Origin of the sequence: Methylobacterium sp. Leaf111, from assembly GCF_001423285.1 — a bacterium.
Lineage (GTDB): Bacteria > Pseudomonadota > Alphaproteobacteria > Rhizobiales > Beijerinckiaceae > Methylobacterium.
This window is the reverse complement of record NZ_LMNE01000056.1, coordinates 112,634-128,066: the sequence shown is the minus strand read 5'-3', so window position 1 is coordinate 128,066 and position 15,433 is coordinate 112,634. Positions and strand designations below refer to the sequence as shown.

The window sequence follows — 15,433 nt, the reverse complement described above, 5'->3', positions numbered from 1 at the left end:
GGATTTCGTCGTCGCGGGCGCCCCCGGCGTTTCCGGTGCGGGCCGGCTCCGCGATATGCGCTTGGATCGCGTCTCTCAGGCTGCCGCCGACACAGTCGCCCCCGTCCGAAACGTCGCCTTGTCTGCGTGCAAGCCGGCGCGTCTCGTGCGCAGGACTGCGGCTCCATTTCCCATCGTCGTTGAATACAGTCTGCCGGCCTCTCGCAGGAAGTCTTCAAAGCAGATCATCAGGACACCTGGGTCGACCTGCTTTTCTGGACACATGCGCCGGATCATCGCCCAAAAATCCGCGCAGCGACCGATCGGGGCCGGAGCGAAGCCCCCTCCGCACCCCCGATTTCCGGCACTTCCGCATTAGAACAATTAGGAATTGTTGCCGCAAAGGCACGGGCCCCGAACCGTTTTCTGCCGACGCTTGATCACCAGCGCGTGATCGACTAACCGCCAGACATGTCGACGTATCGATGAGCAATTTAGGATCACTCTAAGGTAATCCTCAAGAGTTCGATACGCGACGCAGGCGCCAGCACAAGGATTCACGGGTGCGCAAGATCACCTCAGCGCTGTCAGCAACCTCGACGTATGCTTTGATCAGCACGACTGCGCTGGTTTTCAGCTCGGTAGGTCTGACGTCGAGCGCCAAAGCGCAAGAATCCGTGCGGCTCGACGAGCTTTCGGTGGCGGGGCCTTCCGGGGGGACGGGGCGCGGCGGCCAGGGCGTCGGGCTCCTGAAGGATCTGCCGCCGCCCTATGCCGGGGGCCAGTTCGCGCGGGGCGGATCCCTCGGTGTGCTCGGAACCCGGGACGCCCTGAACACGCCGTTCAGCACCGTCAACTTCACGCAGCAGGTCATCCAGGACCAGCAGGCGCGCACCGCGGCCGATACCCTCGTCAACGACGCTTCGGTCCGCCTGACGACGGCCAGCAACGGCTTCAGCGACACCTTCCAGATCCGCGGCTTCGAGGTTCAGGCGCAGGATGTCGGGTTGAACGGCCTCTATGGCCTGGTCTCGTCCAATCGCGTGGCGGCGCAGTACATCGAGCGCATCGAGCTTCTGAAGGGACCCGGCGCGTTCATGTACGGCATTCCGCCGGGCGGCAGCGTCGGCGGCAGCATCAACATCGTTACGAAACGCGCCCTCGATGAGCCCTTCGTCCAGGTGACGCCGCAATACATCAGCCCCGGCAATTTCAGTGTTCATGTCGATGCCAGTACCCGCGGCGGCGAGAACAAGGAATGGGGCGTCCGCTTCAACGGCCTGGCCCGGGACGGCGAGGCGACGATCCGGGACGGAAACCTGCGGACGGGACTCGGGGCCCTGTCCCTCGACTATCAGGGTGAGCGCCTGCGCTGGGCGCTCGACGTGATCTCCCAGAACGACGACACCAAGAATTTCCGGCCGCAGATCGGCCTGCAATCGGATATCGCCTTCATCCCGCGCCCGCCCAGCGGTCGCAGCAACTGGTTCCCGGGGACGCAGCTCCAGCAGCGGGACAACACGGTCGCCTCCTTCCTGGAATACGATCTGACCGACTGGCTGACGGCCTATGGCGGGATCGGATATCGCGCGGGGTCCAATCGGCAGACCTTCCCGGATTACCGGGTGTTCGGCTTTCCGAGCGGTGCCGACGTCCTCGGCAACTTTCGGCTCGTGAACGCTTTCTACGATTCCTACAGCAGCACCGTCAGCGGCAATGCCGGTCTCAAGGCCCACTTCGACACCGGGTTCATCAATCACTCGGTGAACCTCGTCTATACCGGGTTCACGCGGGAGGACGGCTACGCCTACGTGGCGAACTCGGCCGACGAGTCGGTCCCGTCCAACATCTATCGGCCGGCGCCGCTGCCAGTCGTGACCGGCGAGCGGATCGCCCCGCAGCGCTATGCCGGGACCACCCTGACGAGCGTCGCCGTCGCCGACACGATGTCGGCCTTCGACGACACCGTCCTGCTGACCGCCGGCGTCCGCTATCAGATGGTGAACCAGAAGAGCTACGACACCGTCACCCAGGCGCGGACCAGCGAATACAACGCGGACGCCACGTCGCCGCTCGCCGGCATCGTGTTCAAGCCCTGGAAGAACGTCTCCCTGTACGCGAACTATGCCGAAGGCCTGACGGCCGGCACCATCGTGGGACCCGGCTACAGCAACGCGGGCGCGATCCTGAGTCCCTACAAATCGGATCAGCAGGAAGTCGGCATCAAGGTCGACTGGGGCACGATCACGACGACGGCGGCCCTGTTCCAGATCAGCCGGCCGGACCAGGTCCAGACGGCGACCAACGCCCTGGCGTATAACGGCGAGCAGCGCAACCAGGGTCTGGAGTTGTCTGCCTTCGGGGCGCTCGCACCGACCCTGCGCGGATTCGCGAGCGCGACCTTCCTGCGTCCCGAACTGACTAAGCCGATCGACCCGCTCCAGCGCGGGAACGACGCCGCGGGCGTCCCGGACCTGACCGTCTCCGCCGGCCTCGAATGGGATACCCCCTGGGTCCCGGGCCTCGCCCTGAACGGCCGGGTCCTCTACACCTCCGGCTCCTATCTCACCGGCGCCAACACCGTCCGCTTCCCGGACTGGACGCGGTTCGACCTTGGCTTCCGCTACGCGACGATCCTCGACGACAGGCCGTTCGTCTTCCGCTTCAACGTCGAGAACGTGGCGGACAACCGGTACTGGCTGACGACGGGCACCTTCGTGACGGTCGCCTCGCCCCGGACCTTCGTCGTGTCCGCCTCCTATACGTTCTGACGGGGCCGAACGGCCTGGAGCGGCTCCGACCGGACGCGATCCCTCGGGGCCGCGACGGGAAACGGCGCGGGGACGCTCATCGCACCTCGGCGCTCCGACCGGGGTCCGGCGCGGAGGCCTTGCGGGCCGCGCCTCCCGTCGGCAAACATCGAGCCGCCGACACCTTCGGAGGAAGCTTTGCCATGCCGGATGAACCGACCAAGGGACCGGCGTCGTATTTCCCGTCGATCGAGAAGCGGTACGGCCGCCCGATCGCGGCGTGGCAGCAACTCGTCCGGGAGAGACTTCCGGCCAAGCACATGGACCTCGTGGCAATGCTGAAGGCCGAGCACGGGATGGGGCATGGACACGCCAACGCGATCGTGGCGCACGTCCTGGCAGCGTAGAAATCGTGACGCGCTCCCGCTGACACCGTGCGCCGACGGCGGCGGAGACCGCGCGGCCCTCTCAGTGGCGCAGACGCCCTGCGGTGGCCGTCACCCCCCGAACCATCCGGCCACCGCCCGGCGCAGCGGGTTGGCCGGGTCGGAGAGGAGGCGCAGGGCCATCAGGCAGGCGATGGTGACGAGGAGGGGGCGGATTAGCCGGGCGCCCATGCGGATCGCCAGGCGCGAGCCGATCTGCGCACCGAGAAAGGCGCCCACCGCCATCATCAGGCCGATCGCCCAGACGACGTGGCCGCCGAGCGCGAAGAGCGCGAGGCTGCCGAGGTTGCTCGCGGCGTTGGCGAGCTTGGTGTGGGCGGTGCCCTTCACCACGCCCAATCCCAGCAGGGTCACGAAGCCGATCATGTAGAAGGCGCCGGCGCCGGGGCCGAACACTCCGTCGTAGAAGCCGACCGCCGGGGCCCAGGTCAGGGCGAACCAGTTCGGGGTGATCCGCGCGGTGGCGTCTTCGTTGCTCATGCGCTTGGCGGTCGCGAAGTAGATCGCGATGGCCACGAGGAGAATCGGCACGGCGGCATCCAGCACCGCGCGCGGCAGCAGGCTGACGCAGAGCGCGCCCGCCACCGAGGCGCAGCCGGCGCTCACCGCGATCTTCCAGGCGTCGGGCCAGTGGATCAGGCGGCGGCGCGCGAAGGCGAGGGTCGAGGAGACCGCGCCGGCACTGCCCTGGAGCTTGTTCGTGGCGATCGCCGAGACGGGATCGAGGCCGGAGAGCAGCAGGGCCGGCAGGGTCAGGAGGCCCCCGCCGCCCGCGATCGCGTCGACGCAGCCGGCCGCCACCGCGACCGCGAACAGACCCGCGATCAGGCCGATATCCACCCCGAAGATCATCCCGTCCTCACGTCATGGTCCAGTGAGGGCCGACTGGAGGCGGGATGGCGATCGAGGGGAAGCGCCGGACGCACGCCTCAGTTGCGGACGACGACCTTGGTGCCGACCTTGGCGCGATCGTAGAGATCGACCACGTCCTTGTTGGTCATGCGGATGCAGCCCGAGGAGACGGCGGCGCCCATGGTCTCGGGCTCGTTCGAGCCGTGGATGCGGTAGAGCGAGGAGCCGAGGTAGAGCGCCCGGGCGCCGAGCGGATTGTCCTGGCCGCCGGCCATGAAGCGCGGCAGGTCGGGGCGGCGCGCCAGCATCTGCGACGGCGGGCGCCAATCCGGCCACTCCTTCTTCATGGTCACGTGCTTCTCGCCGGACCACGAGAAGCCCTGGCGGCCGACGCCGACGCCGTAGCGCACGGCCTGGCCGCCGCCGAGCACGTAGTAGAGCCGCCGCTGGCTGGTCGAGACCACGATGGTGCCGGGCTTCTCGGCGCCCTTCCAGGCGACGGTCTCGCGCGGAATCGCCTGCTCCTTGAAGATGTTCATGAAGTCGGCGATCGGTCCGCTGTCGAACGGGTTTCCGGCGAAGGCCGGTCCGGTCGATACGGTCAGGGCCGCCGCGAGGGCGGATGCGGCGAGAACGCGGCGCGTCTGCATGGTCTCTCCTCCAGCCGAGGACCGGAAAAGGGCGGGCGCGAGGACCCGGCTTTCCCGGAGGCTTGTGGTCGGGGGCGAGAGCCTTGGCGCGATGGGGAAGGGGGGTCAACCGCACCGCGATCGAACGCGGTGCCCCTGTGTGATCCCGGCAACGCCCCGACTCGGGATCCCTCGGAGGGCCATCAGGCCCCCAGACACGATGCCGCAGGAACTTGCGGCCAAGCCCGCCTATCCCCAGACTCGGTGCGGTGAGACCCAACACTGTCCAGATCGCACGCGCCGCCGAAGCGGCTTCGCACGTGCATGAACCGGCTTCGCCCTCGGCGGCGCGCCCGGTCGTGCGCGCCGTCGGCGTGCTTGCGTCCGGTCTCCTCGCGCTCCTGCTCCTCGTCTGCGCCGTCCTGCCCCTGATGCGGATGGCGGGGGACGTACCGCACGGCTTCGTCCGCCAGACCGTGATGTCTCAGGCCTCGCTGCCCGAGAACCGGGACACGATCCTGCGCGTCTCGGCTGCGATGGCCGACCTCGACGACAGCTTCGGCAGCGTCGCAACCCTGCGGATCCCGCGCGTGACGAAGCACAGGGTGGATCGCTTCGCGATGCCGCGCAGCCTACGGGTCCTTGCGACGCGCGCGGTCGCTCCCCTCGAGCGCCCCCCCAGGCTCGCCCTCCCGGCCTGAACGGTCCGGAGTCGTCCGGCGCTCACGGAATTCGACGTCACTTTTTCGCGTTGAATACAACCCGTGTCGTCGGAACGCCCAGATTGTGGGCCATCTCCGGGATCGTCACCGGACGATTCGGGCCAGGTCTAAGCGATCCGACCCGCGCCGCCGCGGCGCGGGCGATGCCTCGGCCCCTGTCACCGCCCCCACCGCGCCCGGCCATGCCACATGGCCCAGCGCTTGCCATGGCCCGGACCGCTCGCGGCGACGGGGCCCTGGACCCTGAATGCGGCGATGCCGGCCTGCGCCACGCGGGCCATCCGCCAGAATCTCGCAGGAGCGACGCGATCGTGACGTCTTTCAACCACCGCCTGTTCGGGGCCCGGCCGACCGCGCTCGCCGCGGGCGTCGTCCTGGTCGCTCTCTCGGCCTGCAATCAGAAGCAGCAGGCCGCGGCGCCGGTTCCGGGCCCGATCCCCGAGGTCAACATCGTGACCGTCCGCGAGCAGCCGATTCCGTACGTCCGGGATCTCCCCGGCCGCGTGGCACCCCTGCGCATCGCCGAGGTCCGCTCGCGGGTGTCCGGCCTCGTCGTGAAGCGCACGTTCGAGCAGGGCAGCCTCGTGAAGGAGGGCGACCTCCTCTATAAGATCGACCCGGCCCCCTTCGCGGTCGAACTGCAGAGCGCCGAGGCCGCCCTCGCCCGCACCGAGGCGGCGCAGGTCCTCGCGAGCCAGCAGGCCGACCGCCTGGAGCAGCTGCTCTCGCGCCAGACGGCGAGCCAGGCCCAGTACGACAGCGCCTACGCCGCCCTGAAGCAGGCCGAGGCCGAGGTTGCCGGCGCCAAGGCGGCCCGCGACCGGGCCAAGCTCAATCTCAACTGGACCGACGTCCGCGCGCCCATCTCCGGCCGCATCGGCCGCGCGCTCCTCACCGAGGGCACGCTGGTTGAGCAGGGCGGCACCGCCAACCTCGCCACCATCCAGCAGCTCGACCCGATCTACGTCGACATCACCCAGTCGGTGGGCGAGCTGAACAAGCTGCGCCGCGATCTCGCCAGCGGCGAGCTCTCGCGCCTCTCGGCGGACACGGCCAACGTTCACATCATCATGGATGACGGGACGCTCTACGGCTCGGCCGGCAAGCTGTTGTTCTCCGACGTCACGGCGGACCCGAGCACCGGGCAGGTCACCCTGCGCGTGCTGTTCCCGAACCCGCATGACGAGCTCTTCCCGGGGATGTACGTGCGCGCCCGCATCAAGCAGGGCATCGACACCGATGCGCTCGCGGTGCCGCAGCAGGCGATCCAGCGGACCAACGACGGCAAAGCCGAGGTCTGGGTGGTGCGCGACGACAGCAAGGTCATGCTTCAGCCCGTGGAAGTCGGCCCGGTGGTCGACAACCAGTGGGTCATCCGCTCCGGCCTGAAGGCCGGCGACCGGGTGGTCGTCGAAGGCGTGCAGAAGATCACCGTCGGCCAGCAGGTGAAGACCGTCGAGCTGAAGATCGCCACCGCCGACGCCGAGCCGAAGCCCCGTGATACGGAGGTACCGGAGCGCGAGGCCGCCGAGGCGCCCGGCACGCCCAAGCCTGCGTCATCGACCTCGGCGTCGCCCAATTCCGATTCACCGAGTTCTGCCTCACCCAAGCCCGTGTCGCAGGTGCGCTGAACCATGGCTCGCTTCTTCATCGACCGACCGGTCTTCGCCTGGGTCGTCGCCCTCTTCATCATCCTGGGCGGCCTGCTCACGATCCCGCAATTGCCGGTGGCGCAGTATCCCGTGATCGCGCCCCCCTCCATCGCGCTCTCGACCGCCTATCCGGGCGCCTCGGTGGAGAACCTCTACACGGGCACCACGCGGCTCATCGAGGATGAACTGAACGGGGCCGCCAACATCCTGAGCTTCGAATCGGCCAGCGACGCCTTCGGCGTCGTCGAGATCACGGCTCAGTTCCAGCCTGGCACCGATTCGAGCCTCGCGGGCGTCGAGGTGCAGAACCGCCTCAAGCGCGTCGAGGCCCGGCTGCCCGCCGAAGTGCGCCAGCAGGGCACCCTGGTGGAGGAGGCCTCCGCCGCGACACTGCAGATCATCACCCTGGTCTCGCCCGACAAGTCGATGGACGAGATCGCGCTCGGCGACTTCCTCATCCGCAACGTCATCAATGAGATCCGCCGCATCCCCGGCGTCGGGCGCGCGACGCTGTACTCCACCGAGCGAAGCCTGCGCATCTGGATCGATTCCGACAAGTTGCGCGGTCTCTCGCTCAACGCCTCGGACGTGTCGAAGGCAATCTCGAACCAGAACGTCCAGATCGCCTCCGGCGCCGTGGGCGCCATGCCGAGCCCGCAGAACAACCCGGTCAACTTCCCCATCATCGTGAAGGGCCAGATGACCGCGCCGGAGGAGTTCGGCGCCATCGTGCTGCGCGCCAATTCCGACGGCTCCAACGTGCGCTTGCGCGACGTCGCCCGGATCGAGCTCGGTGGCGAGGACTACAAATTCACGACCCGCCTCGACGGCGGCGAGGCCGCCGGCATCTCCGTCACCCTGGCCCCCGACGGCAACGCGCTCCAGACCGCCTCGGCCATCCGCGCCAAAATGGAGGAGCTGTCGCAGTTCTTCCCGTCGAACGTGAAGTGGGACATCCCCTACGACATCACCCCGGCCGTCGAGGCCTCCATCGAGAAGGTGCTGCACACCCTCGTCGAGGCGGTGGTGCTGGTGTTCATCGTGATGTTCGTCTTCCTCCAGAACATCCGCTACACGCTCATCCCCACCATCGTGGTCCCGATCGCCCTGATGGGCACCTGCACGGTGATGCTGCTCGCAGGCTTCTCGGTGAACGTGCTCACCATGTTCGGCATGGTGCTCGCCATCGGCATCCTCGTCGATGACGCCATCGTGGTGGTCGAGAACGTCGAGCGCATCATGAACGAGGAAGGCCTCTCTCCGAAGGAGGCCACCCGCAAGGCGATGAGCCAGATCACCGGCGCCATCATCGGGATCACGCTGGTGCTGATCGCGGTGTTCATCCCGATGGCGTTCTTCCCCGGCTCGGTCGGCATCATTTACCGCCAGTTCTCCATCGCCATGGTGACCTCGATCGCGTTCTCGGCGCTGCTGGCCCTGTCGCTGACCCCGGCCCTGTGCGCGACCCTGCTCAAGCCCATCGAGAAGGGCCACGGCCATTCGAAGGGCGGCGTCTTCGGCTGGTTCAACCGGGTGGTGGATCGCGAGACCGCCCGCTACGGTCGCGGCGTCGCCGGGCTGATCAAGCGCTCCGGCCGGGTCATGCTGGTCTATCTCGCCCTGGTCATCGGCCTCGGCTACGCCTTCCTCCGCCTGCCGGAGGGCTTCCTGCCGGTGGAGGATCAGGGCTTCTTCACCGTCGACATCCAGACCCCGCCCGGCTCCTCCTTCAACCGCACCGAAGCGGCGGTGAAGAAGGTCGAGGAACACCTCCTCGCGCAGCCCGGCGTCGCCACCGTGACCGTCGTCAACGGCTTCTCATTCTCCGGCCAGGGACAGGTCACCTCGCAGGCCTTCGTGACCCTGAAGCCCTGGGGTGAGCGCGATGCCGACAACTCGGCGGCCAAGCTGATCGAGGGCACCAACAAGGCTTTGGCATCGTACAAGGACGCGGTGATCCAGGCCCTCGAGCCGCCGCCGATCGACAATCTCGGCAACGCCTCGGGCTTCAGCTTCCGCCTCCAGGACCGCGCGCAGAAGGGCTACTCGGCCCTGATGGCGGCCCAGGAGCAGTTGCTGTCGCTCGCCCGCAAGAGCCCCGTCCTGCAAAAAGTCTATGTCGAGGGCCTGCCCCCGGCGCCCCAGGCGGAACTCGTCATCGACCGCGAGAAGGCGGCCGCCCTCGGAGTCAACTTCGAAGAGATCAACAACACCATCCAGGTCAATCTCGGCTCGGTCTACACCAACGACTTTCCGAACCGGGGCAAGATGCAGCGCGTCATCGTTCAGGCCGAGGACGCACAACGCCTGAAGGCGGCCGACATCCTGAACTACGGGGTGAAGAACGCCTCCGGGACCATGGTGCCGATGTCGTCCTTCGCCGACCTAAAATGGGGCGTCGGCCCGGCCCAGATCATCGGCTTCAACGGCTACCAGTCGGTGCGCATCACCGGCGAGCCGGCCCCGGGCTACACCTCGGGCGACGCGCTGAATGAAATGGAGCGGCTGATGGAGCAGTTGCCGAAGGGCTTCGGCTACGCCTGGACCGGCCAGTCGCTGCAGGAGAAGCAGGCGGGCTCACAGGCCTCGCTGCTGCTCGGCCTCTCGATCCTGATCGTGTTCCTATGCCTCGCCGCCCTCTACGAGAGCTGGTCGATCCCGTTCTCCGTGCTGCTGGTCATCCCGCTCGGCGTCATCGGCTCCGTGGCGGCGGTGTACCTGCGCGGGCTGCCGAACGACGTCTACTTCAAGATCGGGATCATCACGATCATCGGTCTCTCGGCCAAGAACGCGATCCTGATCGTGGAATTCGCCAAGGACCTTTGGAAGCCGGGAACCTCCCTGGTGGACGCGACCATCGAGGCGGCGACGCTCCGCTTCCGACCGATCGTGATGACCTCGCTGGCCTTCATCTTCGGCGTGGTGCCCCTGGCGATCGCCTCCGGCGCCGCCTCGAAGAGCCAGCAGGCGATCGGCACCGGCGTGCTCGGCGGCATGATCTCGGCCACCATCCTGGCGGTGCTGTTCGTGCCGGTGTTCTTCGTGGTGGTGATGCGGATCTTCCGCCGCAAGGACGCCACCGAGGGCATCCAGCCCGAGGCGGAGCCGGCCACGGTGCATGGGCCCCATCACGCCCCGGCCGAGTAGTCCGGCGCGGCGGAGCTCGCCCACCGGGGAGCCCCGCACATGAGAAAGGGGCGCGCGGTCCGATCGACCGCGCGCCCCTTTTCTTCCAATGTCCGGTCGCGACCGGGGCCGAGCCTCAGACCAGATCCGGCTGATCCCTTCGGGATGGCGGATCTGGGCTTCGCCCAGACGACGCGCCAGCTTGCCTGAATTACGCTCCGCTGTGATCGAGCGGAGCCCGTATCAGACCTCGCGGGCGATCATCATCTTCTTGATCTCGGCGATGGCCTTGGCCGGGTTCAGGCTCTTCGGGCAGGTGTTGGCGCAGTTCATGATCGTGTGGCAGCGATACAGCCGGAAGGGATCGTGCAGCGCATCGAGGCGCTCGCCGGTGTTCTCGTCGCGGCTGTCGATCAGCCAGCGATAGGCCTGGAGCAGGGCCGCCGGGCCGAGGAAGCGGTCGCCGTTCCACCAGTAGCTCGGGCACGAGGTGGTGCAGCAGGCGCAGAGGATGCATTCGTAGAGTCCGTCGAGCTGGGCCCGGTCCTCCGGCGTCTGCTTCCACTCGCCCTCGGGCGCGGGCGTCTCGGTCTGGAGCCAGGGCTCGATGGACGCATGCTGGGCGAAGAAGTTCGTCAGGTCGGGGACGAGGTCCTTCAGCACCGGCATGTGCGGCAGCGGATAGATCCGCACCGCGCCGGTCTTCTTGCCCTTGGCGTGCTCCTGGCACTCGTCGATGCCCATGGTGCAGGCCAGCGCGTTCTGGCCCTCGATGTTCATGGCACAGGAGCCACAGATGCCCTCGCGGCAGGAGCGGCGGAACACCAGGGTTGAGTCGACCTTGCTCTTGATCCACAGGAGGGCGTCGAGGACCATCGGGCCGCAATCGTCGCGATCGACCTGGTATACGTCGACGCGCGGGTTCTTCCCGTCGTCGGGATTCCAGCGGTAGATCCGGAATTCCTGCAGGTTGTTGGCGCCCGCGGGCCGAGGCCAGGTCTTGCCCTCGGTGATCTGAGAGTTTTTGGGAAGATTGAACTGAGCCATGGTGTGGCGTGCCTAAATCCGTCTCGTGAGAACCAGTCCAGGGAACGACGGGAGTGGTGTCCTCAATACACCCGCGCCTTCGGCTCGATGTACTGGATCTCGTTCGACATCGTGTAGGTGTGGACCGGACGGTAATCGATGCTGACCTGCTTGGACGAGTCGTCCATCCAGGCGAGGGTGTGCTTCATCCACTCCTTGTCGTCGCGGTCCGGGAAGTCCTCGCGGGCATGGGCGCCGCGGCTCTCCTTGCGGTTGGCCGCCGATTCCATGGTGACGACGGCCTGGCCGATCAGGTTGTCGAACTCGAGGGTCTCGAGGAGGTCGGTGTTCCAGATCAGCGAGCGGTCGTTGACGTGGATGTCGGGAATACCGGCGGCGACCTTGTGGATGAGGGTCTTGCCCTCCTCCAGCACCTCGCCGGTGCGGAACACCGCGCAGTTGTTCTGCATGGTCTTCTGCATCTCGGCGCGCAGCTGCGCCGTCGGGGTGCCGCCGCTGGCGTAGCGGAAGCGGTCGAGGCGGGCGAGCGCCTTGTCGGCGGAATCCTTCGGCAGGTCCATCTGGCGGGCGCCCGGCTCGACGATCTCGGCGCAGCGCAGGCCGGCGGCCCGGCCGAACACCACGAGGTCGATCAGCGAGTTCGAGCCGAGGCGGTTGGCCCCGTGCACCGAGACGCAGGCCGCCTCGCCCAGTGCCATCAGGCCCGGCACCACCGTGTCGGGGTTGCCGTTGCGCAGGGTCAGCACCTCGCCGTGATAGTTCGTCGGGATGCCGCCCATGTTGTAGTGCACGGTCGGCAGTACCGGGATCGGCTCCTTTGTGACGTCGACGCCCGCGAAGATCTTGGCTGATTCCGAGATGCCGGGCAGGCGCTGGTGCAGGATGGCCGGGTCGAGGTGGTCGAGGTGCAGGTAGATGTGGTCGTTGGACTTGCCGACGCCTCGACCGGCCCGGATCTCCATGGTCATAGAGCGGGAGACCACGTCGCGCGAGGCAAGGTCCTTGGCGCTCGGGGCGTAGCGCTCCATGAAGCGCTCGCCCTCGGAGTTGGTCAGGTAGCCGCCCTCGCCGCGCGCGCCCTCGGTGATGAGGCAGCCGGCGCCGTAGATGCCGGTGGGGTGGAACTGCACGAACTCCATGTCCTGCAGGGGCAGACCGGCGCGCAGCACCATGGCGTTGCCGTCGCCGGTGCAGGTATGGGCCGAAGTGGCCGAGAAGTACGAGCGGCCGTAGCCGCCGGTGGCCAGGATGGTCTGCTGGGCGCGGAAGCGGTGGATCTCGCCCGACGCCTGGTCGATGGCGATGACGCCGAGGCAGCGGCCCTCCTCGTCCATGATGAGGTCGAGAGCGAAGTACTCGATGAAGAAGTTGGTATGGTTCTTCACCGCCTGCCCGTAGAGGGTGTGCAGCATGGCGTGGCCGGTGCGGTCGGCCGCCGCGCAGGTGCGCTGGGCGGTGCCCTTGCCGTAATCGGTGGTCATGCCGCCGAAGGGGCGCTGGTAGATCTTGCCCTCTTCGGTGCGGGAGAAGGGCACGCCCCAGTGCTCGAGTTCGTAGACGGCGGCGGGCGCGTTGCGCACGAGGTACTCGATCGCGTCCTGGTCGCCGAGCCAGTCCGACCCTTTCACGGTGTCGTACATGTGCCAGCGCCAATCGTCCGGGCCCATGTTGCCGAGGGAGGCCGAGATGCCGCCCTGCGCCGCCACGGTGTGGGACCGGGTCGGGAACACCTTGGAGATGCAGGCGGTGCGCAGGCCGGCCTGGGAGCAGCCCACGGTGGCGCGCAGGCCCGCGCCGCCCGCACCCACCACCACCACGTCGAAGGTGTGGTCGTTAATCGTGTAGGCGGGGGTGCCGTTGGTTCCGTTGGTGGCCATGGGCTGATCCTTCGGGTTCGAGATGCGGGTCAGACGAGCTTGCCGAGGCTGACGCGCAGGATCGCGTACAGGCAGGCGACGGCGACGATGACCGCGTAGAAGTTGTTGGCGAGCAGGCTCAAGAGCTTGAGTGTCTTGTCTTGTACGTAGTCTTCGATGATGACTTGCATTCCGATCCTCATATGGGCCGTGACCGAGATCACGGCGAGGATCAGGATGAGCGCCACCACCGGGTGCGACATCAGGGCGACGGCCTCCGGGTAGGGCCGGTTCGCCATCAGGGCGACGACCACCACGAAAGCCAGCATGAGCGGCGCGTTGGCGGCGGCGGTCAGGCGCTGGATCCAGAAATGGCCCGCGCCGTGGCCCGAAGCCCCGAGGCCCTTCACCCGGGCGCGGGGCGTACGCATGGTGACGTGGGTGTTCTGGCGATTGTCGACCATCGATCGGCCTCCTCAGCGCAGGGTCAGGGCGAGCGCCCAGATCAGGACGGTCAGGATGACGGAACCGATCAGGGTGGCGCGGGCGAGGCCCATGCGCTGGGCGCGGTCGAAGCCGTAGCCGAGGTCCCAGATGAAGTGGCGCAGGCCGCCCAGCATGTGGTGCATCAGGATCCAGGTGTAGACGAACAGCACCAGGCGCCCGACGATCGAGCCGAAGAACCAGGACACGGTGTCGTAGGCACCCGGACCCGCGGCGAGGGCCACCAGCCAGATTGCCACCAGGGCCGAGCCGCCGTAGAGCGCGGTGCCGGTGACGCGGTGGAACACCGACATCGCCATGGTCCAGGTCCAGCGGTAGATCTGGAGATGGGGCGAGAGCGGCGGGGCGACCGTGGGACGGACGGTGGGAGCCATCGTGCGGAAGGTCCTCGACTGGGCGGCGCACCGGGATTTGAAGGCGCGCCAAGAAAAATTTGGATCGTCTCTAAAGTGCTAGCGGGCAGGCGCCAATGCGCAACCCCGGCTTGCCGCAGCGCACATGCGACACGGGCGCCAAATCGTCATTCGCCTCGCGCCGCGTCATGGTAGCCATCCGAGCATGCACCACCACAGATAATCCAGGGGTGCGACGACGACGAGCGACGCGAGCCCCGTTGCCAGGGTCAGCTTGGTCGCCGCCCGCAGTGGCACCTTGCCGAGATCGACCGCGAGGACGATCGGCGGCGCCTGGTAGGGCAGGAACAGGGTCGAGTAGCCAACCACCTGGATCATCACCACGGCCATGAGGTCGAGACCGCTGACCCGGGCCATTTCGCCCGCGAGCGCCGTGTAGAGCGCCGGGGCGCCGTTCGCGGTGACCGCGAGGGTCAGGATCGCCGCAAGCCCTGTCAGAATCCCGAAATTGTAGCCCGGCGCGTCGGGCGTCAGGGGCGCGACGTGGAGCAGGGCATGGCCCAGGCGAGCGCCGAGGCCGGTCTCGTTCACGGTGGCGACGAGACCCAGGAGGGCGGCCACGTAGAAGCAGGTCCGTAGGTTCACGGCGCCGAAGGCCTCGGCGGGCAGGACGCCGATGCGGGGCATCAGGCAGAGGATCGCGGCGACGAGGCCCACCCAGGCGGGGGCGATGTGGTGCAGGCTGTCCGTGACCCAGAAGGCGAGGGTGGCGGCCAGGATCACGGCGAGGCGCCGCGCCTCCGGGCGCAGGGGTTCCTTGACCAGGGCGGCCCCGTTCTCGCCGTGGTCGAGCCGGTCCGGAAACAGCCAGAGGATCGCCAGGACGAGCAGGACGCCCTTCGCGAGGGCCAGGACCGGCGCATGCAGCAGCAGGTAGGGCAGGTAGGCGATGTGGAGGCCGTACTGCGTCTCCGCGGTGCCGGCCATGACGAGGTTCGGGACGTTGGCGGGCAGGATCGCGGCGGAGAGGAGCGGCGTGGCGAGTCCCACCGCCAGGACCGCGCCGTGCCGGCCCGGGCGCCCGCTTGCGAGCCCGAAGGCGTCGCAGAGCGCGAGCACCACCGGGACCAGCAGGGCGATCCGCCCGAGATTGGACGGCATCACGAAGGCGACGGCGAAGGACAGGGCGACGATCCCGGCGACGAAGGCCGGGTAGGAGGCGGAGAGATGCCCCGACAGGCTTCGCGCCAGACGGTCGCCGAGGCCGGAGCGCGTCATGGCGAGCCCGACCACCATGCCGCTCAGGACGAGCCAGAACGCCGAGGAGGCGAAGCCCGAGAACACCGTCGCGGGGGGCGCGAGGTGGAACAGCATCGCCCCGGCGAAGAACAGCATCGCCGTGACGATCTCTGCGATGAGGCCGCTGGCCCAGAGGCCCATGCAGAGCACGAGCAGGAGCGCGGTCACCGAGACCGTCGCCTCCCCGCCCATGAACGCCCCTGCCGGCATGCCCGAGT

General features: G+C 67.9%; 12 protein-coding genes. 5 read left to right on the top strand and 7 right to left on the bottom strand.

Annotated features, from left to right (window positions below; translation table 11 throughout):
* Positions 1-677: 677 nt before the first annotated feature.
* Entirely contained in the window at positions 678-2,750 is a 2,073-nt protein-coding gene (locus ASF41_RS20000; protein ID WP_244479726.1) for a TonB-dependent siderophore receptor, read from the top strand.
* 182 nt (positions 2,751-2,932) lie between these two features.
* The gene (locus ASF41_RS19995) at positions 2,933-3,136 is read left to right on the top strand and encodes a DUF4287 domain-containing protein (RefSeq protein WP_056496355.1); all 204 of its coding nucleotides are present in this window, start codon (positions 2,933-2,935) and stop codon (positions 3,134-3,136) included.
* A 90-nt stretch (positions 3,137-3,226) separates the two neighbouring features.
* Here ASF41_RS19995 and ASF41_RS19990 read toward each other — a convergent pair whose 3' ends face one another.
* Together ASF41_RS19990 and ASF41_RS19985 are read right to left on the bottom strand one after the other, a co-directional pair.
* The gene (locus tag ASF41_RS19990) at positions 3,227-4,027 is read right to left on the bottom strand and encodes a TSUP family transporter (protein WP_056211220.1); all 801 of its coding nucleotides are present in this window, start codon (positions 4,025-4,027) and stop codon (positions 3,227-3,229) included.
* 77 nt (positions 4,028-4,104) lie between these two features.
* Positions 4,105-4,677: a L,D-transpeptidase gene (locus ASF41_RS19985; protein WP_056211222.1), complete on the bottom strand. Its 573-nt coding sequence runs from the start codon at positions 4,675-4,677 to the stop codon at positions 4,105-4,107.
* A 248-nt stretch (positions 4,678-4,925) separates the two neighbouring features.
* Here ASF41_RS19985 and ASF41_RS19980 point away from each other — a divergent pair, with 248 nt between their 5' ends.
* From ASF41_RS19980 to ASF41_RS19970, 3 genes are all read left to right on the top strand, one after another.
* On the top strand, positions 4,926-5,357 hold the full coding sequence (locus tag ASF41_RS19980; protein ID WP_156653403.1) for a hypothetical protein: 432 nt from the start codon (positions 4,926-4,928) through the stop codon (positions 5,355-5,357).
* 332 nt (positions 5,358-5,689) lie between these two features.
* A complete protein-coding gene (locus ASF41_RS19975; RefSeq protein ID WP_244472753.1) occupies positions 5,690-7,009 on the top strand; it encodes an efflux RND transporter periplasmic adaptor subunit in 1,320 nt (439 codons plus the stop codon).
* 3 nt (positions 7,010-7,012) lie between these two features.
* Positions 7,013-10,177: a multidrug efflux RND transporter permease subunit gene (locus tag ASF41_RS19970; protein WP_056496349.1), complete on the top strand. Its 3,165-nt coding sequence runs from the start codon at positions 7,013-7,015 to the stop codon at positions 10,175-10,177.
* Positions 10,178-10,399: 222 nt separating this feature from the next.
* Here the strand turns inward: ASF41_RS19970 and ASF41_RS19965 are convergent, their stop codons facing one another.
* From ASF41_RS19965 to ASF41_RS19945, 5 genes are all read right to left on the bottom strand, one after another.
* The gene (locus tag ASF41_RS19965; RefSeq protein ID WP_056211228.1) at positions 10,400-11,203 is read right to left on the bottom strand and encodes a succinate dehydrogenase iron-sulfur subunit; all 804 of its coding nucleotides are present in this window, start codon (positions 11,201-11,203) and stop codon (positions 10,400-10,402) included.
* A gap of 62 nt (positions 11,204-11,265) precedes the next feature.
* Positions 11,266-13,080, bottom strand: coding sequence for a succinate dehydrogenase flavoprotein subunit (gene sdhA / locus ASF41_RS19960; protein ID WP_056211230.1), 1,815 nt, complete (start codon positions 13,078-13,080; stop codon positions 11,266-11,268).
* A gap of 29 nt (positions 13,081-13,109) precedes the next feature.
* Positions 13,110-13,523, bottom strand: a complete 414-nt coding sequence (sdhD, locus tag ASF41_RS19955; RefSeq protein WP_056496346.1) for a succinate dehydrogenase, hydrophobic membrane anchor protein — start codon at positions 13,521-13,523, stop codon at positions 13,110-13,112.
* Between the two features lie 12 nt (positions 13,524-13,535).
* Positions 13,536-13,937, bottom strand: a complete 402-nt coding sequence (gene sdhC / locus ASF41_RS19950) for a succinate dehydrogenase, cytochrome b556 subunit (protein WP_056496343.1) — start codon at positions 13,935-13,937, stop codon at positions 13,536-13,538.
* 165 nt (positions 13,938-14,102) lie between these two features.
* Complete coding sequence (locus ASF41_RS19945; RefSeq protein ID WP_407067305.1) at positions 14,103-15,425, bottom strand: SLC13 family permease; 1,323 nt, start codon at positions 15,423-15,425, stop codon at positions 14,103-14,105.
* Between the last annotated feature and the right edge of the window lie 8 nt (positions 15,426-15,433).